Below are 19,149 nucleotides of genomic sequence, written 5' to 3' on the forward strand. Positions count from 1 at the left end.
GCCGAGCCGCGCTCACAAGATCATGAGACGATAACACCATATGTCAGATCGGGTTCCGCCCGATATGGACGGCGCGGGCGGCAGTGATCGAATGGGCCAAGGCCGCCGGCGGAAAATCCTCCGCCGGCCCGGGACTACGCATACCGCCCGTGGCAGTGCTTGTACTTCTTGCCGCTTCCACACGGGCAATCCTCGTTGCGGCCGACCTTGCCCCAACTGGCGGGGTTCTTCGGGTCGCGCAGCGCGGCGTCGGTGGCCTGGGCGCCCAGCGTGACGCTGGCAAGCGCCATTTCGTCCTCGCCGGTGTTGGGGTCGAACTTGTGCGCTTCCATCGGCGGCAGCACGGGAGCTTCCTGCTCCGGCGGCACGATCTCGACACGCATCAGCTGCGCCGTGACGGCCTCGCGCAAATGCGCGCTCATCTCCTGGAAGAGATTGAAGGCCTCGGTCTTGTACTCCTGCAAGGGATCGCGCTGGCCGTAACCGCGCAGGCCGATGACCTGGCGCAGATGGTCGAGCATGATCAGATGCTCGCGCCAGAGATGGTCGAGCGTCTGCAAGAGGATAGTCTTCTCGACGTAACGCATGACGTCGGGACCCCATTGCCCGACCTTGGCCGCCATGTGCTCGTCCGCCTTGGTCTCGATGCGGTTGAGCAGCTCCTCGTCGGCGATGCCCTCTTCCTTGGCCCATTCGTCGACCGGCAGGTCGAGATCGAGCACGCGCTTCAGCTCGTCCTTCAGGCCCGCGACGTCCCATTGCTCGGCATAGGCGTGCTCGGGCACGTGCTTGGCGACGAGGTCGTCGATGAAGGCGTGGCGCATGTCGTTGACAGTCTCGGCGACGCTCTCGTCCTTCATGAGCTCGACGCGCTGGTCGAAGATCACCTTGCGCTGGTCGTTCTGGACGTTGTCGAACTTGAGGAGGTTCTTGCGGATGTCGAAGTTGCGCGCCTCGACCTTCTGCTGCGCCTTCTCGAGCGCCTTGTTGATCCAGGGATGGATGATGGCCTCGCCCTCCTGCAGGCCGAGACGCTGCAGCATGCTGTCGAGACGGTCCGAGCCGAAGATGCGCATCAGATCGTCTTCCAGCGACAGGAAGAACTTGGAGCGGCCGGGGTCGCCCTGACGGCCGGAACGGCCGCGCAGCTGGTTGTCGATGCGGCGGGATTCATGCCGCTCGGAGCCGATGATGTAGAGGCCGCCCGGTTTCTTCACGGTCTTGGCGGGCTTGGATCCCTTCGCCGGCTCGATCTCGACCGTCTCCTCGGCCTTCAGCACGATGTCGCGGAAATGGGCGATGTCGGCCTTGATCTGCTCGATCTTCTTGGCCTTCTCGGCCTCGTCCTCGATGCCCGCGGTCTCCTGCTGGATGCGCATCTCGAGCGAGCCGCCGAGCTTGATGTCGGTGCCGCGGCCGGCCATGTTGGTCGCGATCGTGATCGCGCCGGGCACGCCGGCTTCCGCGACGATATAGGCTTCCTGCTCGTGGAAGCGCGCGTTCAGCACGGCGAACAGCTTGGCCGGCTTGCCGGCGCGGGCCGCCGCATACAGCTTCTGCATCGAATTTTCGTTTCCGAAATCGATCTGCCGGTAGCCGTGCTTCTTGAGGTATTCAGCGATCACTTCCGACTTCTCGATCGAGGCGGTGCCGACCAGCACGGGCTGGAGCCGCGCATTGGCGCGCTCGATCTCTGCCAGGATCGCGGCGTACTTCTCGTTCTGGGTGCGGTAGACCTCGTCGTCCTCGTCGAGACGGGCGACCGGCAGGTTGGTCGGGATTTCAACCACTTCGAGCTTGTAGATGTCGAACAACTCGTCGGCTTCCGTCAGCGCCGTGCCGGTCATGCCGGCGAGTTTTTCGTACATGCGGAAGTAGTTCTGGAAGGTGATCGAGGCCAGCGTCTGGTTCTCGGGCTGAACCGTCACGTGCTCCTTTGCTTCCAGCGCCTGGTGCAAGCCTTCGGAATAGCGCCGACCGGCCATCATGCGGCCGGTGAACTCGTCGATGATCACGACCTCGTCGTCGCGGACGATGTAGTCCTTGTCGCGGGTGAACAGCGTGTGGGCACGCAGGGCCTGGTTGATGTGGTGCACGACGGAGACGTTCTCGACGTCGTAGAGCGACTCGCCCTTGAGCTGGCCGGCATCGCGCAGCAGCCCCTCGATCTTCTCCATGCCGGCTTCGGTGAGCGTCACCGTGCGCTGCTTCTCGTCGACGTCGTAATCGGACTTGTCGAGCTTGGGCAGGAAGCTGTCGATGGTGTTGTAGAAGTCGGAACGGTCGTCGAGCGGGCCGGAGATGATCAGCGGCGTGCGCGCTTCGTCGATCAGGATGGAGTCGACTTCGTCGACGATGGCGTAGAAGTGCGGCCGCTGTACCATGTCCTCGAGCCGGTACTTCATGTTGTCGCGCAGATAGTCGAAGCCGTATTCGTTGTTGGTGCCGTAGGTGATGTCGCAGGCATAGGCGGCCTTGCGCTCGGCATCGTCGAGGCCGTGCACGATCACGCCGGTGGTCAGGCCGAGGAAGCCGTAGATCTGGCCCATCCAGCCGGAGTCGCGGCGGGCGAGGTAGTCGTTCACGGTGACGACGTGGACGCCCTTGCCCGCAAGCGCGTTGAGATAGACCGCGAGGGTCGCGACCAGCGTCTTGCCTTCGCCGGTCTTCATCTCGGCGATGTCGCCCTCGTGCAGCACCATGCCGCCGATCAGCTGGACGTCGAAATGGCGCTGGCCGAGGGTGCGCTTGGCGGCCTCACGCACCGTGGCAAAGGCGGGGACCAGGAGGTCGTCGAGCGTCTTGCCCTCGGCAAGCTGCTGCTTGAACTCGGCGGTGCGGGCCTTGAGCGCCTCGTCGGAGAGTTTCGAGACCTCGGGCTCCAGCGCGTTGATCGCGTTGACGCGGGACTGATATCCCTTCACCCGCCGGTCGTTGGCGGAGCCGAAAAACTTGCGGGCGAGCGCGCCGATCATGCCTGGTTCCTGTGTTCGCGATTCAACCGCGTTGGCCTAAGAAGTTGTCCCCCGCCTGCCTATCAACTCACCGTGACGCCTGGTGGCGCCGATGGCCCGGACTGCGGGGGTCGTCCGCCATATGGGTGGGAATTGGGCAAGTCTGGGTTCAACGGCCAAAAACGCAGCAAAATAAACGCCATCGCCATGGTCGCGACCGGGCAGAGATATGGCCCGGTCAGGGCCTTGTCAACGGCGGCCGCATTGCGGCTAATTCATCATTTTGACAGACTTTTCGCGTTGCAAAGCCCCCCTGAATTGGGCGAGTGTCCGCCCCGCTCGAGCAGCCCCCTGCTTCAACAAAAGGATTTTCCATGACCACCTCGTTCCCGGTAACCACCGGCCAGCGTTTCCGCCGTGCGTCCGCCCTGGCTGGCAGCCTTGCTTTGGGGCTGTCCCTGGCGCTCGCGGGCCCGCTCCGGGCCGCCGACGATCCGGTGCTGGCGAAGGTCAATGGCGCGGAAATCAAGAAGAGCGACGTCGCCATGGCCGAGGAGGAGCTCGGGCCGAGCCTCGCCCAGATGGACCCGGCGACCAAGGACGAGAACGTCCTGTCGTTCCTGATCGACATGAAAATCGTCAGCAAGGCTGCCGAGGACAAGAAGGTTGCCGACAGCGAGGAGTTCAAGAAGCGCCTGGCATTCGCCCGCAACCGGCTTCTGATGGACAGCCTGCTCGCCGGCGAGGGCAAGGCCGCCACCACCCCCGACGCCATGAAGAAGGTCTACGAGGAGGCCTCCAAACAGATCACCGGCGAGCAGGAGGTGCGCGCGCGCCACATCCTGGTCGAGACCGAGGACGAGGCCAAGGCGGTGAAGGCCGAGCTCGACAAGGGCGCCGATTTCGCCGAGCTGGCCAAGAAGAAGTCCAAGGATCCGGGCTCGGCCGATGGCGGCGACCTCGGCTTCTTCACCAAGGAGCAGATGGTGCCGGAATTCTCGGCGGTCGCCTTCGCCCTGGAGCCCGGCAAGATCTCCGACCCCGTGAAGTCGCAATTCGGCTGGCACGTCATCAAGGTCGAGGAAAAGCGCAACCGCAAGGCGCCTGATTTCGAGCAGGTCAAGACCCAGATCGAGAGCTACGTCACCCGCAAGGCCCAGGCCGAGTATGTGGCCAAGCTGCGCGCCGAGGCCAAGGTCGAGCGGCTCGACCAGCCGGCAGCGGATGCCAAGTCCGATGCGAAGCCGGCGGACCCGGCCAAGCCTTCTGACGCAAAGCCTTCCGACAGCAAGATGGCGCCGCCTGCGAAGAAGTAAGAATCTACTGTCACTTCGCTGACGCCAAGAGTATCTAAGCCTTCGTGATGCCCGGCCCCCGTGCCGGGCATCTGCATATCCAGATCCCACCAAGGCGCCCCGTGATGTCCTCAACCGTCTCCCCGCTCGCCCCGAAGAACGTTCCCGACATGCCCGTGATCGCGGGCGTCCGTCTCGCGACGGCCGAGGCCGGCATCCGCTACAAGAACCGCACCGACGTGCTGCTGGCCGTGATGGACAAGGGCACCGCGGTGGCCGGCGTCTTCACCAAATCGAAATGCCCCTCCGCGCCGGTGGAATGGTGCCGCGCCAAGCTGAAGGGCGGCGGATCTTCTAAAAAAGGATTGGCGCGCGCCCTCGTCGTCAATTCCGGCAACGCCAATGCCTTCACCGGCAAGACCGGCCGCGCCTCCACCGCGCTCACCGCGAAGATCGCGGCCAAGGCGGTCGGCTGCAGCGAAAGCGAGATCTTCCTGGCCTCGACCGGCGTGATCGGCGAGCCGCTGGACGCGACCAAGTTCGACGGCGTGCTCGGCCGCCTCGCCGAGACCGCGGAAGCCGGCGATTACCTTGCCGCGGCCAAGGCGATCATGACCACCGACACCTTCCCGAAGGTCGCGACCGCGACCGTCAAGCTCGGCAAGGCCAAGGTCACCATCAACGGCATGGCCAAGGGCGCCGGCATGATCGCCCCCGACATGGCGACGATGCTGTCCTTCATCTTCACCGACGCGCCGATCGCGCCCGCCGCGCTGCAGGCGCTGCTCAAGGCCGGCGTCGAAGACACCTTCAACGCGGTGACGATCGACGGCGACACCTCGACCTCCGACACGCTGCTGGCGTTCGCGACGGGTGCCGCCGCCGCGCATGGCGCGCCCAAAATCAGCCGCGCCAGCGATCCCAGGCTGAAGGCGTTCGTGAAGGCGTTCAACCAGATCCTGGCCAATCTTTCCGAGCAAGTCGCCCGCGACGGTGAAGGGGCGCGAAAACTGGTCGAGATCACGGTCGAGGGGGCCAAGACCAAGGCCTCGGCGCGCAAGATCGCGATGTCCATCGCGAACTCGCCGCTGGTCAAGACCGCGATCGCCGGCGAGGACGCCAATTGGGGCCGCGTGGTGATGGCGGTCGGCAAAGCCGGCGAGCCGGCCGATCGCGACAAGCTCTCGATCTCGTTCAACGGCATCCGCGTCGCCAAGAGCGGCGCGCGCGATCCTGACTATGACGAGGCCCAGGTGTCGGAAGCGATGAAGGCACCGGAGATCGCGATCAAGGTCTCGCTCGGTCTCGGCAAGGGCCGCGACCGCGTCATGACCTGCGACCTCACCAAGGAGTATGTCGCAATCAACGGGGACTACAGGTCCTGAATTTTCTCCCTCGCCCCGCTTGCGGGGAGAGGTGAACAGTCACCCCGAAATCCGGGCGTCCGCGACCGCTTTCTTGAACAGCGCGTTCATCGCGTCCGAGATGCCCTGCGTCGGGCTCACCTCGAAATACAGTCCTGGCGAGGCGCAGCTCTGCATGTTCTGCGCGATCTCGCTGTTCGGCGAGGGGCCGAACGGTCCCTTGTTGAAGGGATCGATGTAGCTCATGTACCAGGAATTGGTCGGCAGCTGCAGATAGGTGGTGTAGAGCACCGCGATCTTGATGCCGCGGTTCTTGATGGTGGTGCAGAGCGAGACGTCGATCGGCGACTGGCAGCGTCCGCCGCTCACCAGCGGCTTGGAGCAGCCGGTGTTGTATTCGTCGGCGACGCCGTCGGAGACGAAGAACAGATATTTCATCGGCGCCGCCGAGGTGCCGGCGCCCGGCGCGCTGATCGCGCTGTTGATCGCGGGGAAGACCGTGCTGAACTGGGTGTCCTTGTCGGCGGTGTAGGAATCGTTGTTGCCGTAGACGCCCATCAGGTCGATGCCGCCCGCCGCCGTCTTGGCACTCGACAGGCTGGCCGACAGCGAGAACAGGGCACGCAGGCCGATGGTCTTCGACGAAGCCCCGAAATCATAGATCGCCATGCGGAACTGGTTCGAATAGGTCTCGGTCGCGCTCGCCGTGTCCATCAGCGACTGGGTCGCGCTGCGCAGCACGTCGATCCGCGTCGTCACGCCGAGCGTCTTGGCGAGATTATAGTAGTTGTTCGAGTCGTTGTAGTCGTGACAGGCGAAGGCGCATTTGTCGGACGTGTTATTGACCATCTTGGTGACGTCCGCCGGCGTCGCAGCGACGCCCATCGACGGCGAATTGTCCAGCAGCAGGTAAAAGTCGATGTAGAGCGGCATGGTCGCCGTCGCGGTCGAGGTCCCGCTCATGTTCAGCGCGGCCTTGCCGATCACGCCGAGGAACATCGTGTTGATGGTGCCGCTGAACGCAACGGTCGAGGTGACCGTCGAGCCGGTCTTGACCACGGTCGGCGTGACACTGTTGAGCGTATAGCCGGTCAGATTGGCGACGTTGGCCTTGAAGATGTTCTTGGCGTCGGTGACGCCCACGGGGATCGCACCGTCCGAGGTCATCGTCCCCGCGGCCGCGAAGGCCGGCGATGCCTTGGCGACCGCGCCGACGCTGGCCGAGTCGGCCGCGGCCTGAAGCTTGGCGCGTATCTGCGTGGCGCGGGCGTAATCGACGGCGCAGCCGACCACCGTGATCAGGGGGACGCAGGCGAGTGCGAAAATCACCGCGATGTTGCCGCGCCGGTCGCTTACGAACCGGCGGATGGTGGTGGAAAGCGCAGTGCGCATGAACCGGGCCCGGAATGATCTAAATATGTTTCCACTCTAGGAACCGTTGATTAAATATGACTTATGGGAACCGTAAGAATCGGGGGCGTCACCGGTTTAACGATCCGTTACCGATGATCTTCAGCGAGCGACACATTCACGCATGGCCGATCTCAAACTGACACTGGTAGTGGCCTGCGCGCTGGTCGATGCCGACAAGCGTGTCCTGATCGCTCAGCGCCCCGAGGGCAAGACGCTGGCCGGCCTCTGGGAATTTCCTGGCGGCAAGTGTGAGCCCGGCGAGCGGCCGGAGCAGAGCCTGATCCGCGAGCTCAACGAGGAGCTCGGCATCACCGTCGCCGAGCCGTGCCTCGCGCCGCTGACTTTCGCCAGCTACGGCTATGAGAGCTTCCACCTCTTGATGCCGCTCTACATCTGCCGGCGCTGGGAAGGACAGGTGACGTCACGCGAAGGCCAGGCCCTGGCCTGGGTCCGCGCCAACAAGCTGCGCGACTATCCGATGCCGCCCGCGGACATTCCGCTGATCCCGCATCTGATTGATTTGCTGATGTGAGGGGCTGTGCCCCGGACGCAGCGCAGCGCCCTTGCGGTGCGCTGCTGAGCCGGGGCCCAGGGGCCGCGGAGCTGGGTCCCGGCTCTGCGCAGCAGCGTTTCACGCTGCAGCGCGTCCGGGACACGTCACTCCTTCCCCGCCTTCTTCACCGCTTCCGCCAGGCTCGCTTTGGCCGAGCCCGGCTTCAGCGGCTGCTGCTGGCTCGCATGCGGAGCCCAGCCGGAGAGCCAGATGATGTCGAACGTCGCACGGATGCGGCCGTCGGCATCGGCAAAGCGCTCGGCATAGATTTCGGCCATGCGCAGCAGCGTCGCGCGCCGGCTCGGTGCGCGGCGGCGTTCGATCAGCACATTGGCCGCGCCCATGCGGCGCAGATCCTGCATCAAGGCGAACGCATTGGCGTAACGCACCACGACGCGATCGACATCGGTCACCGGCAGCGCAAAGCCCGCCCGCTGCAACAGCGCGCCGATGTCGCGCAAATCCGCGAACGGCGCGACGCGCGGCGACACGCCGCCCTCGCATTCGGCCTCCGCCGCGGCGAAGGCTTGCCTCAGCTCGGCGAGGCTGTCGCCACCGATCATCGCGGCAAGCAGCAGCCCATCCGGTTTCAGCGCACGGCGGACCTGCGCGAACACGCCCGGCAGGTCGTTGACGAATTGCAGCGCCAGCGCGGAGACGACGAGGTCGAGGCTTTCCGGCGCGAGCGGCAGTTTCTCCGCCCCCGCCACATCGAGCGCAATGTGCGCGGTAGAGGGAAGGCGCGTGCGCAGGACTACGAGACCCTCGCCTGGCGTCCAGAGATCGGCGGGCGCCTGAAACTCCCGCTTCACCGCCGCCAGCCGATCGGACATGTCCTCGGCGACCCGGTCGAGCAGAAAGGTCGCGGCCCCCTGTGCCTGCGCACGCCGCTGCCGCGCGTGCAGCAAGGCGCGATCGAACAATGCGGGAGGGGTTTGCGGGATCTGAGACATGGCGCTGGTTACGCCGATCACGCTGGCCAATGCAATCTCCTCTCTCGTGCCCCGGCTCTGCAGCGCATCGTCGAAGAGACGCTGCGCCGCGTCCGGGGCACGAGAGCGTGGCTTGAGCCCGGAAGCGCGGAACGCTAGCCTCCCCGCATGGAAGCCGATGCCGCCCCAACCCGCTCGATCGCCGCGCCACTGCGTGGCGCGTGGACGGCTGGCCGCACCGTGTTGAGCCGCGCGGCGCGGCTGGCGCTCGACATTGCGTTGCCGACACTGTGCGTGTCCTGCCGCGAACCGGTCGATGGCGAGGGCGTTTGCGCGTCGTGCTGGGCGCGGCTGTCGTTCATCGAGCGGCCCTATTGTCCACGGCTCGGCATTCCCTTCGTCTACGATCCCGGCCCCGACATGCTGTCGATGGAGGCGATCGCGAGCCCGCCGGCCTACCAGCGGGCCCGCGCGGCAGTGCGCTATGACGACGTCGCGCGCACGCTGGTGCATGCGCTGAAATACCAGGACCGCACCGATCTGGCGCCCGCCATGGGCCGCTGGATGGCGCGGGCAGGCGGCGAGCTGCTGGCCGGGGCCGACATGCTGGTGCCGGTGCCGCTGCATTGGCGGCGGGCCTGGCGGCGCCGCTACAACCAGTCCGGGGCGCTGGCGCAGATCATCGAGCGACAGAGTGGGATCAAGACGCGGGCCGAGGTGCTGCGTCGCGTACGGGCTACCGAGCAGCAGATCGGCCTCTCGCGGGCCCAGCGCGCCACCAATGTGCAGGGCGCATTCCAGGTATCTCCCGATCGGCAGACCGAGGTCCAGGGCCGCCGGATTGTCCTGATCGACGATGTCCTGACCTCGGGCGCGACCCTGGATGCCTGTGCGCGGGCCCTGCTGCGCGCCAAGGCCGCCCAGGTCGACGTGCTGGTGTTCGCCCGGGTTGTGGAGGTCAGGTAAAGTCCCATATAATTCAATGAATTCATGACATGAGAGCGCCAGACGAGATGACCGCTGCTGTCGAGATCTACACCAGGCCGGGCTGTGGCTATTGTTCCGCTGCCAAGTCGCTGCTGACCCGCAAGAAGGCGATCTTCACGGAATTCGACGTCGCCAAGAACCCGTCCTGGCGGGCCGAGATGTACGATCGCGCCGGCGAGGGCTCGACCTTCCCGCAGATCTGGATCGGCGGAACGCATGTCGGCGGCTGCGACGACCTCTATGCGCTCGATCGCGAAGGCAAGCTCGACGGCATGCTCGAAAGTGTGAAGGCAACCTCATGAGCGAGAAACACACGTTCACGGCCGCGATGGTGCAGATGCGCACGGGCCTCTTGCCCGGGCCGAGCCTCGAACAGGCCACCAAGCTGATCCGGCAGGCTGCCGCCAACGGCGCGGACTACGTGCAGACGCCCGAAGTCAGCAACATGATGCAGCTGAACCGCAAGGCGCTGTTCGAGCATCTGCAGAGCGAGGAAGACGATGCTTCGCTGAAGGCCTACCGCGCGCTCGCGGCCGAATTGAAGATTCATCTCCATGTCGGCTCGCTGGCGCTGCGCTTCTCGCCCGAGAAGGCGGTCAACCGCTCCTTCCTGATCGGGCCCGAGGGCAATGTGCTCGCGAGCTACGACAAGATCCACATGTTCGACATCGAGCTGCCGGACGGAGAGAGCTATCGCGAATCCGCCAATTACCAGCCGGGCGAGACCGCCGTGATCTCCGACCTGCCCTGGGGCCGGGTGGGCCTGACGATCTGCTACGACGTGCGCTTCCCCGCGCTGTACCGTGCTCTCGCCGAGAGCGGCGCCTACTTCATCACCGTGCCCTCGGCCTTCACCCGCAAGACCGGCGAAGCGCATTGGCACGTGTTGCTGCGTGCGCGCGCGATCGAGACCGGCTGCTTCATCTTCGCCGCGGCCCAGGCCGGCACCCACGAGAACAAGCGCGAGACCTACGGCCATTCGCTGATCATCGATCCCTGGGGCGAGATCCTCGCCGAGGGCGACGTCGAGCCCGGCATCATCATGGCCAGGATCGACCCGGCCAAGGTCGAGACCGCGCGCCGCGCCATCCCCTCGCTGCAGCACGGCCGCCGCTTCGGCGTCTCCGACCCCAAGGCGGGGCCGGACCATCTGCACCTCGTGCGGGGATCGGCATGATCCGCTACGCACTTCGCTGCGACCGGGACCACGACTTCGAAAGCTGGTTCCAGAGCTCGTCGGCGTACGATTCGCAGGTCAAGCGCAAGCTCGTGACCTGCCCGATCTGCGGCTCGGCCAAGGTCGAGAAGGCGATCATGGCGCCGCGCATCGTCGGCAAGAAAGGCCGCGGACGCGCGACCCCGCCGCCGGAGGCGGCGGTTGCGGCGACCCCCGAGGCCGCGCCGTCAGGGCCGACCTCGCTGCTGATGGCGCAGGAGAAAGAGCTGCGCAGCAAGCTGAAGGAACTGCGCGATCACATCGTCAAGAACGCCGACAATGTCGGCGAGCGTTTTGCGAACGAAGCCCGCGCGATGCATTACGGCGACAAGGAACATCGCCCGATCTACGGCGAGGCCTCGCCGGAAGAGGCGAAGTCGCTGATCGACGAAGGCATCGAGGTCTCGCCGCTGCCGACGCTGCCGGAAGACCGGAACTAAGCTCCGACCAGCACCGCTACGCCGATCACGATCAACGCGATCCCAAGAATCTCGCGCGGCGCGATCGGCTGCTTGAACGAGTAATAGGCCACGGCCTGCGCGAACAGCACCTCGATCAGAGCGAGCGTGCGGACATTGGCGGCGGCCGTCAGCGCGAAGGCCAGGAACCAGAACTGCGAGGCGAAGGCGCCCATGAAGCCCGCCAGCATCGACGGCTTCCACAAGCCCAGGATCGCCTGCAATATCTTCGGCGCGCGCCAGAGCAGATAGATCGTCAGCACCAGCGTCTGCACGAACAGGCCGAGCACCAGCGTGAACGAGGCCGAGGTCACGAACGAGACGCCGGGAACGTTGATGATGGCGCCGCGGAAGCCGACCGCGGAGAGCGCAAAGGCCGCCGCCGCAACGAGGCCGGTGATGGTCGGCCTCAATTCGGCAAAACTCTTCTCGCCACCGGGCCGCAGCGCGGTGATGACGACGCCGATCGTCGCGATCACGATCGCCAGCACCTTCAGCCAGGTGAGGTGATCGCCGAGGAAGACGAAGCCGAAGATCGCGGTCTGGATCGCCTCGGTCTTGAGGTACGCCGTCGTCACCACGAAGGAGCGATCGTTCATGGCGAGCAGCATCAGGCCTGTCGCGACGATCTGGCTCAGCGCGCCGAGCAGCAGCCATGGCCAGAACGCGGTCGGCGGCATGCCGAGATGATCGCCGGTCGCGATCAGCACCACCCCGAGGAACACCAGTGAAAACGGGAAGCCGAACAGGAAGCGGATATTGGTCGCGCCCCAGGTCCCCAGCGGCTTCGTCAGCGAGCGCTGCATCGCATTGCGCGCGACCTGCCCGAGCGCGGCAACGACGGTGAAGGGAATCCAGAGGCTGGCGATGGTGAGCATGGGGGCACTAACGGGAAATGACTGCGGCCAACCTGCAAGCTGAGATCGGCGGGGTCAACCGCGGGGATGTCATGGGAGCGATGCCCGCCCTACAAACTCCACTGTCGTCCCTGCGAACGCAGGGACCCATAACCCCAGGGAGCAGTTGTGCGAAGGCCGCCGACCCGCGCATCTCACAGCGAACCCCACCGAGAGATCACGCGGTATGGGTCCCTGCGTTCGCAGGGACGACAGCGAGGGCTTGGCGCGGGCCTGCGTATCAAACCAGCAAATCGCTGAGGTCTCGCCAGTCCGGATTGTCCCGCTCGATCAGTTCGATCTTCCAATCGCGCTTCCAGCGTTTCAGCTGCTTTTCGCGGGCGATCGCGTCCTCGGCCCTCTCGTAGGCTTCGGTGTAGACCAGGCGATGCACGCCGTATCGCTTGACGAACTCGGAGCCCTTGCCGGCGCGGTGCTGCTCCATCCGCTTTTGAAGGGAATTGGTCACGCCGATATAGAGCGTTCCGTGATGGCGGCTGGCGAGGATGTAGACGTAGTACATGCTCGGGGCGCCCGTCTTGGCTAACTCGATGGGCCTGTGATTATGGGTCCCTGCGTTCGCAGGGACGACACCGCGCGGGGAGTTAGAGATCGCATCTCACTCATACGCCCTCACACCATCGCTTCGGCCACCACCATGTAGTTCACGTCCATGTCCGACGAGAGGCTCCATTTGTCGGCGAAGGGCGAATAGACCACACCGGTCTGCTCGGTGATGACGAGGCGGTTGTCGAGCAGGTATTTGGTCAGTTCGTCGGGCGTGACGAACTTGTTCCATTCGTGGGTGCCGCGCGGCAGCCAGCGCAGGACGTATTCGGCGCCGACGATGGCGAGCGCGAAGCTCTTCCAGTTGCGGTTCAGCGTCGAGACCACCATGAGGCCGTTCGGCTTCAGCATCGCCGCGCAGCGCTTCAGGAAGATTCCGACATCGACGACGTGCTCGACCACTTCCATCGCCAGCACGATGTCGAAGCGCTCGCGCGGGTCGATCTCCTCCACCGTGGTGCAGCGGTAGTCGATCGCCAGATGGCCCTTGTCGGCATGCAGCTTCGCCGCGGCGATGTTGCTCTGGGAAGGATCGACGCCGATGACCTGCGCGCCGAGGCGCGACAGCGGCTCGCACAACAGGCCCGCGCCGCAGCCGATGTCGAGCACGCGCAAGCCGCCGAGGCAGTTGAGGCTGCGTACGTTGCGCTCGAACTTGCGGCAGGCGGCGTCGCGGATATAGCCGAGCCGCAGCGGGTTGATCCGGTGCAGCGGCGCCATCTTGCCATTGGGGTCCCACCACTCCGCCGAAAGTTTCGAGAACTTTGCGATCTCGGCGGCATCGACGGTCGAGCCCGGCTGCGGGCTGGCGGAGAGGGAAGTATCTTGCTGCATGCTCATGGTCAGGCGCGGTCCTACCGCGTGGTGATCGAACTACGGAAGGCGAGCGGCGAGGCGATGGTCCGGATGGTTTCGCGGCCTTCGCCGACCCCGTTGATGGTCACATCGCCGTAGTTGAGAATACGTCCAAGGATGGTCTGGTTGACGTCGACACTCTCGACCTTGTCCAGCGCCATCTCGAAGGTTCGGCGCTTGATGAACCCGGTCTTGTGCACGACCCGGAGGTTGGTGACGTCGGTCTCGGTGGTGAAGCGGTGGAACCAGCCTTTCAAGGTCCAGTACAGCGCAGCCAGCGCGACGAGGCCGGCGGCGACGAGACAGAGAAGGACGAGCCCTTCGACGACCGCTTGCCGGGACGCGACGAAGAGTGCGAGGGCCACGATCCAGGCCAGGATGGCCGGGAAATAGAATATCCAGTGCGCATTGGTCGAATACAGCACCTTCTCGCCGGGCTGCAGAATCTCGTCGATATAACGCGCCATGACCTCGGTTAACCCATTGCCCGCACCCGGCCCCGCAGGAACCCGCTTGCCCCCGGCGCCGCCGCTATGTATACGCGCGGTCGGTGTCCGCAGGCACCTGTCCGGTGCGGGTCACCATACTGATCCCTTTGAAGGAATGCACGCGTCGTCATGAGCCGCCTCGTGATGAAATTCGGCGGCACATCCGTCGCCAACATCGAACGTATCCGCAACGTCGCACGCCATGTGAAGCGTGAGGTCGACGCCGGCCACGAAGTGGCCGTGGTCGTCTCGGCGATGTCCGGCAAGACCAACGAGTTGGTGGCCTGGTGCACCGAGGCCTCGCCGATGCACGACGCGCGCGAATACGACGCCGTCGTCGCCTCCGGCGAGCAGGTGACCTCCGGCCTGCTGGCCATCACGCTGCAGGGCATGGGCATCCAGGCCCGTTCCTGGCAGGGCTGGCAGATCCCGATCAAGACCAGCGACGCCCATGCCTCGGCCCGGATCGAGGACATCGACGGCAGCGAGATCATCAAGCGCTTCCAGGAACGCAAGGAGGTCGCGGTCATCGCCGGCTTCCAGGGCATCGAGCCCAAGACCAACCGCATCACCACGCTGGGCCGCGGCGGCTCCGACACTTCGGCCGTGGCCGTTGCCGCAGCCGTCAAGGCCGATCGCTGCGACATCTATACCGACGTCGACGGCGTCTACACCACCGACCCGCGAATCGTGCCGAAGGCCAAGAGGCTCGACAAGATCGCGTTCGAAGACATGCTGGAACTGGCCTCCCAGGGCGCCAAGGTGCTCCAGGTCCGCTCAGTGGAACTCGGCATGGTCCACAACATGCCGATCTTCGTCCGCTCGAGCTTCGACAAGCCCGAGGATATCGACCCGCATGCCAACCAGCCGCCCGGCACGCTGATCTGCAGCGAGGAGGAGATCATGGAAAGCCACGTCGTCACCGGTATCGCCTTCTCCAAGGACGAGGCCCAGATCTCGGTGCGCCAGATCGAGGACAAGCCGGGCGTGGCCGCCTCGATCTTCGGCCCGCTGGCGGATGCCAACATCAACGTCGATATGATCGTGCAGAACGTCTCCGAGGACGGCAAGACCACCGACCTCACCTTCACGGTGCCGGCGGCCGATTATACCCGCGCCAAGGACACCATTACCGCCGCCAAGGGCAAGATCGGTTATGCCAGGCTCGATACCGCCACCGACGTCGCCAAGATCTCGGTGATCGGCAGCGGCATGCGCAGCCATGCCGGTGTCGCCGCCCAGGCGTTCTCCGCCCTCGCGGGGCGGAATATCAACATCCGGGCCATTACAACCTCCGAGATCAAATTCTCGGTTTTGATCGACACCGCCTATACCGAGCTTGCGGTGCGCACGCTGCACACGCTCTACGGCCTCGATCAGGCCTGAAGCGCGACCACGGTCGCGCTTCAGATTGTCCTTTGAGCGTGGTCTGACCGGAGAACCGCCTCGCGCTTTTCCGGACCGCGCTTAGGCTAATTTTCTCTTAGCGGTCGCAGCAAACGCGAAGGTGTACACACCTTCGCGTTTGGCAGGCGTTTTGCTTGGCAAAACAAGCCCCAATTCGCTATACGGCGAACAGGGTGGGCTGCCGCGGACTGTGTCCCAGTTCTGGCGGCGCTGATTCGGTGCAAGCGCTCAATCTCACGTGGATTTTGGGTTTGTGCCTGCGCCGGACAAACAATTTGGTTGTTTTTCTGGAATTTTAGGCCAGCCGCCGGCCGATACCGCCGGGCCCGGCAGACGGAGGAGATTGACGGTTCATGCGGAGCGCGTCGGGAGGTCCCCGCGTCTTGTTGAGACGGCTCCGCGAAACCATGGCGGAGCAGGTCTCGGCCCAGGAGCGGCTGGACAAGATCGTGGTGCTGATCGCCGCCAACATGGTGGCCGAGGTGTGCTCGGTCTATGTGCTGCGCATCGACAACACGCTCGAACTCTACGCCACCGAAGGCCTCAACCGCGAGGCGGTGCACCACACCGTGCTGAGCGCCCATGAGGGTCTGGTCGGCCTGGTCGCCAGCGAGGCGACGCCGCTCAATCTGAACGACGCGCAGAGCCACCCGGCCTTCTCGTTCCGCCCCGAGACCGGTGAAGAAATCTACCACTCCTTCCTCGGCGTCCCGATCCTGCGGGCCGGCAACACGCTCGGCGTGCTGGTGGTGCAGAACCGCGCCAAGCGCAATTATGTCGAGGAGGAGCTCGAGGCGCTGCAGACCACCGCGATGGTGCTGGCAGAGCTGATCGCCTCCGGCGAGCTCTCCGCGTTGGCCCAGCCGGGCCAGGAGCCGGCCGCGCGCCATTCCGCGCAGAAGGTCGGCGCCATCCTGTCGGAGGGCATCGCGCTCGGCCACGTCGTGCTGCACGAGCCGCGCGTCGTCATCAAGGACTACATCGCCGAGGACCTGCCGAAGGAGATCAAGCGGCTCGACACCGCGCTCGCCAAGCTGCGCGCCGATCTCGACCGCATGCTGGAGCGCGGCGACGTCGCCGAAGGCGGCGAGCATCGCGAGGTGCTGGAAGCCTACCGCATGTTCGCCAACGACCAGGGCTGGTCGCACAAGCTGCACGAGGCGGTCGCCACCGGCCTCACCGCGGAAGCCGCGGTCGAGCGCGTGCAGTCCGACACCCGCGCGCGCATGCTGCGCTCGACCGACCCTTATTTGCGCGACCGGCTGCACGATCTCGAGGATCTCGGCTACCGCCTGATGCGGCAGCTGGTCGGCCAGGACCACGCGCCCTCGCGCGAGCAGCTGCCCGACAACGCGATCGTCATCGCGCGCGCGATGGGCCCGGCGGCGCTGCTCGACTATGACCGCAAACGCCTGCGCGGCATCGTGCTCGAGGAAGGCACCGCGAACTCGCACGTCTCGATCGTGGCGCGCGCTCTCGGCATCCCCGCGGTCGGCGAAGTCCCGAACGCCCCCGGCATCGCCGATCCCGGCGATGCCATCATCGTCGACGGCACCTCCGGCTCGATCTATGTGCGCCCTTCCCAGGAAGTCGAGGCGGCCTTCGCCGAGCGCGTGCGCTTCCGCGCCCGCCGCCAGGCGCAATATCTGGCGCTGCGCGACCGGCCTTGCGTCACCAAGGACGGCCAGAAGGTCGAGCTGATGATCAATGCGGGTCTGGCCATCGACCTGCCGCATATCGAGGACACCGGCAGCGCCGGCATCGGCCTGTTCCGCACCGAGCTGCAATTCATGGTGGGACAGAGCCTGCCGCGCACCAGCGACCAGCTGGCGCTCTATCGCGCTGTGCTGGATGCCGCCGGCCCCAAGCCGGTCACCTTCCGCACCCTCGACATCGGCGGCGACAAGGCGCTGCCCTATATGGAAGCCGTGATCGAGGAAAATCCCGCGCTCGGCTGGCGCGCGATCCGGCTCGGGCTCGATCGCCCCGGCCTGTTGCGCGGCCAGATCCGCGCGCTCTTACGCGCTGGCGGCGGCCGCGCGCTGCGCATCATGTTCCCGATGATCTCAGAGGTCGCCGAATTCGATTCGGCGAAGGCCCTGGTCGAGCGCGAGCTCACATACTTACGCCAGCACGGTCACACGCTGCCCGAACGAATCGACATCGGCACCATGGTCGAGGTGCCGGCCCTGCTCTATCAGCTCGACGAGCTCTTGCGGAAGGTCGACTTCATCTCGGTCGGCTCCAACGATCTGTTCCAGTTCCTGTTCGCGGTCGACCGCGGCAACGCGAAAGTGTCCGAGCGCTTCGACACCATGTCGGCGCCGATCCTGCGCGCGCTGCGCGACATCGCGCGCAAATCGCAGGAGGCGAAGAAGTCGCTCTCGCTCTGCGGCGAGATGGCCTCCAAGCCGATCGGCGCGCTGGCGCTGATCGGGCTGGGCTACCGCTCGCTGTCGCTGTCGGCGACCGCGCTCGGCCCGGTCAAGGCGATGGTGATCGACCTCGATGCGAAGAAGGCCGAAGCCATGCTCGGTCCGCTCCTGGACGCGCCGGCGGGCAGCGTCTCGATCCGCCAGAAGCTGACGGAATTTGCCGAGGCCGAAGGCCTGGCGTTGTAGCGGGCCTGTCGCCGCCTTCTGCCGCCTCGCCTCTTTCCGCCATTTGAGACTGAACCGATGTCGTCACTCCCCGAAGCCAAACTGGACGTGCTCCTTGCACATCATGCCTCTCTTGAGGCCGAATCGCTGGGGCAGCTCGCCTCCGAACGTTACGTGCAGGTCACGCGCGAGCTGGCCGAAATCACCCCGCTGATCGAAGCGGTGAAGGCTTATCGCTCCGCCGTGAAAGAGCTCGCCGACACCGAGGCCCTGATCGCCGATCCCGCAACCGATGCCGAGATGCGCGGCATGGCGGAGGCCGAGCGCGACGAGCTGGCGCCGAAGATCGAGGAACTGGTCCAGAAGATCCGCGTGGCACTGCTGCCCAAGGACGCCATGGACGATCGCAACGTGGTGCTGGAAATCCGCGCCGGCACCGGCGGCGACGAAGCCTCGCTGTTCGCCGGAGACCTGTTCCGGATGTACGAGCGCTTCGCTGCCCTGCAGGGCTGGAAGGTCGAGGTGATCTCGGCCAGCGAAGGCACCGTCGGCGGCTACAAGGAAATCATCGCGGAAGTGCAGGGCCGAGGCGCGTTCTCCAAGCTGAAGTTCGAATCCGGCGTGCATCGCGTGCAGCGCGTGCCCGACACCGAGACGCAGGGGCGCATTCATACGTCTGCCGCGACCGTCGCCGTGCTGCCCGAGGTCGAGGATGTCGACGTCGACATCAAGAACGACGACCTCCGCATCGAGACCATGCGCGCGCAGGGCGCCGGCGGCCAGCACGTCAACAAGACCGAATCGGCGATCCGCATCACCCACATCCCGACCGGCATCGTCGTGATGATGCAGGACTCGCGCTCGCAGCATAAGAACCGCGCCTCCGCCATGAACATCCTGCGCTCACGCATCTACGACGCCGAGCGGCAGCGCGTCGACGCCGCTCGCTCGGCCGAGCGCAAGGAGAAGGTCGGCTCCGGCGACCGTTCCGAGCGCATCCGCACCTACAATTTCCCGCAAGGACGCGTCACCGACCACCGCATCAACCTGACGCTCTACAAGCTGCCGCAGGTGATCGCGGGCGAAGCGCTGGGCGAATTGACCGACGCGCTGACCACTGAGCACCAGGCCGCACAGCTCGCCGCGCAAGGCGCGGCGGCGTGA

At 65.5% G+C, this 19,149-nt stretch carries 17 protein-coding genes; 10 read left to right on the forward strand and 7 right to left on the reverse strand.

Annotated features, from left to right (window positions below):
• Positions 1-134: 134 nt before the first annotated feature.
• Positions 135-2,975, reverse strand: a complete 2,841-nt coding sequence (secA, locus tag SE92_RS21460; protein ID WP_063198152.1) for a preprotein translocase subunit SecA — start codon at positions 2,973-2,975, stop codon at positions 135-137.
• 353 nt (positions 2,976-3,328) lie between these two features.
• Between secA and SE92_RS21465 the strand changes: the two genes are divergently transcribed.
• Both SE92_RS21465 and argJ read left to right on the forward strand, forming a co-directional pair.
• A complete protein-coding gene (locus tag SE92_RS21465) occupies positions 3,329-4,270 on the forward strand; it encodes a peptidylprolyl isomerase (protein ID WP_063198153.1) in 942 nt (313 codons plus the stop codon).
• Positions 4,271-4,374: 104 nt separating this feature from the next.
• Positions 4,375-5,634 carry a bifunctional glutamate N-acetyltransferase/amino-acid acetyltransferase ArgJ gene (gene argJ, locus SE92_RS21470; RefSeq protein ID WP_063198155.1) on the forward strand — a complete coding sequence of 420 codons (1,260 nt, stop codon included), beginning with the start codon at positions 4,375-4,377 and terminating at the stop codon, positions 5,632-5,634.
• A gap of 39 nt (positions 5,635-5,673) precedes the next feature.
• Here the strand turns inward: argJ and SE92_RS21475 are convergent, their stop codons facing one another.
• Positions 5,674-7,005 (reverse strand): TadE/TadG family type IV pilus assembly protein, encoded by a 1,332-nt coding sequence (locus SE92_RS21475; RefSeq protein WP_063198157.1) that lies wholly within the window; start codon positions 7,003-7,005, stop codon positions 5,674-5,676.
• Between the two features lie 142 nt (positions 7,006-7,147).
• On the opposite strand from SE92_RS21475, the gene SE92_RS21480 reads away from it, so the two are divergent.
• A complete protein-coding gene (locus tag SE92_RS21480) occupies positions 7,148-7,558 on the forward strand; it encodes a (deoxy)nucleoside triphosphate pyrophosphohydrolase (RefSeq protein WP_063198159.1) in 411 nt (136 codons plus the stop codon).
• A gap of 125 nt (positions 7,559-7,683) precedes the next feature.
• On the opposite strand, the gene SE92_RS21485 is transcribed toward SE92_RS21480, so the two are convergent.
• Positions 7,684-8,532 carry a methyltransferase domain-containing protein gene (locus SE92_RS21485; RefSeq protein ID WP_063203684.1) on the reverse strand — a complete coding sequence of 283 codons (849 nt, stop codon included), beginning with the start codon at positions 8,530-8,532 and terminating at the stop codon, positions 7,684-7,686.
• Positions 8,533-8,679: 147 nt separating this feature from the next.
• On the opposite strand from SE92_RS21485, the gene SE92_RS21490 reads away from it, so the two are divergent.
• Genes SE92_RS21490 through SE92_RS21505 form a run of 4 tightly spaced genes read left to right on the forward strand, consistent with a single transcriptional unit; the run spans position 8,680 to position 11,154 of the window.
• Positions 8,680-9,477, forward strand: a complete 798-nt coding sequence (locus SE92_RS21490) for a ComF family protein (protein ID WP_063198161.1) — start codon at positions 8,680-8,682, stop codon at positions 9,475-9,477.
• A 47-nt stretch (positions 9,478-9,524) separates the two neighbouring features.
• A complete protein-coding gene (gene grxC, locus SE92_RS21495; protein WP_063198162.1) occupies positions 9,525-9,800 on the forward strand; it encodes a glutaredoxin 3 in 276 nt (91 codons plus the stop codon).
• On the forward strand, positions 9,797-10,675 hold the full coding sequence (locus SE92_RS21500; protein WP_063198164.1) for a carbon-nitrogen hydrolase family protein: 879 nt from the start codon (positions 9,797-9,799) through the stop codon (positions 10,673-10,675). Before grxC ends, SE92_RS21500 begins: the two co-directional genes overlap by 4 nt.
• A complete protein-coding gene (locus SE92_RS21505; protein WP_063198166.1) occupies positions 10,672-11,154 on the forward strand; it encodes a DUF1178 family protein in 483 nt (160 codons plus the stop codon). Before SE92_RS21500 ends, SE92_RS21505 begins: the two co-directional genes overlap by 4 nt.
• Here SE92_RS21505 and SE92_RS21510 read toward each other — a convergent pair.
• The 4 genes from SE92_RS21510 to SE92_RS21525 all read right to left on the reverse strand — a co-directional run bounded on the left by SE92_RS21510 (position 11,151) and on the right by SE92_RS21525 (position 13,957).
• On the reverse strand, positions 11,151-12,050 hold the full coding sequence (locus SE92_RS21510) for an EamA family transporter (protein WP_063198168.1): 900 nt from the start codon (positions 12,048-12,050) through the stop codon (positions 11,151-11,153). The genes SE92_RS21505 and SE92_RS21510 overlap by 4 nt on opposite strands.
• A 259-nt stretch (positions 12,051-12,309) precedes the next feature.
• Positions 12,310-12,591, reverse strand: coding sequence for a GIY-YIG nuclease family protein (locus tag SE92_RS21515; RefSeq protein ID WP_063198169.1), 282 nt, complete (start codon positions 12,589-12,591; stop codon positions 12,310-12,312).
• A 110-nt stretch (positions 12,592-12,701) separates the two neighbouring features.
• Positions 12,702-13,475 (reverse strand): bifunctional 2-polyprenyl-6-hydroxyphenol methylase/3-demethylubiquinol 3-O-methyltransferase UbiG, encoded by a 774-nt coding sequence (gene ubiG / locus SE92_RS21520; protein WP_063198171.1) that lies wholly within the window; start codon positions 13,473-13,475, stop codon positions 12,702-12,704.
• A gap of 14 nt (positions 13,476-13,489) precedes the next feature.
• Positions 13,490-13,957, reverse strand: coding sequence for a PH domain-containing protein (locus SE92_RS21525; RefSeq protein ID WP_063198173.1), 468 nt, complete (start codon positions 13,955-13,957; stop codon positions 13,490-13,492).
• Between the two features lie 150 nt (positions 13,958-14,107).
• Between SE92_RS21525 and SE92_RS21530 the strand changes: the two genes are divergently transcribed.
• From SE92_RS21530 to prfA, 3 genes are all read left to right on the forward strand, one after another.
• Positions 14,108-15,364: an aspartate kinase gene (locus tag SE92_RS21530; protein ID WP_063198175.1), complete on the forward strand. Its 1,257-nt coding sequence runs from the start codon at positions 14,108-14,110 to the stop codon at positions 15,362-15,364.
• A gap of 374 nt (positions 15,365-15,738) precedes the next feature.
• Entirely contained in the window at positions 15,739-18,006 is a 2,268-nt protein-coding gene (ptsP, locus tag SE92_RS21535) for a phosphoenolpyruvate--protein phosphotransferase (protein ID WP_063198177.1), read from the forward strand.
• 57 nt (positions 18,007-18,063) lie between these two features.
• On the forward strand, positions 18,064-19,149 hold the full coding sequence (gene prfA / locus SE92_RS21540) for a peptide chain release factor 1 (RefSeq protein ID WP_063198178.1): 1,086 nt from the start codon (positions 18,064-18,066) through the stop codon (positions 19,147-19,149).

This window comes from Bradyrhizobium sp. AT1 (genome assembly GCF_001590795.1).
Taxonomy (GTDB): domain Bacteria; phylum Pseudomonadota; class Alphaproteobacteria; order Rhizobiales; family Xanthobacteraceae; genus Bradyrhizobium.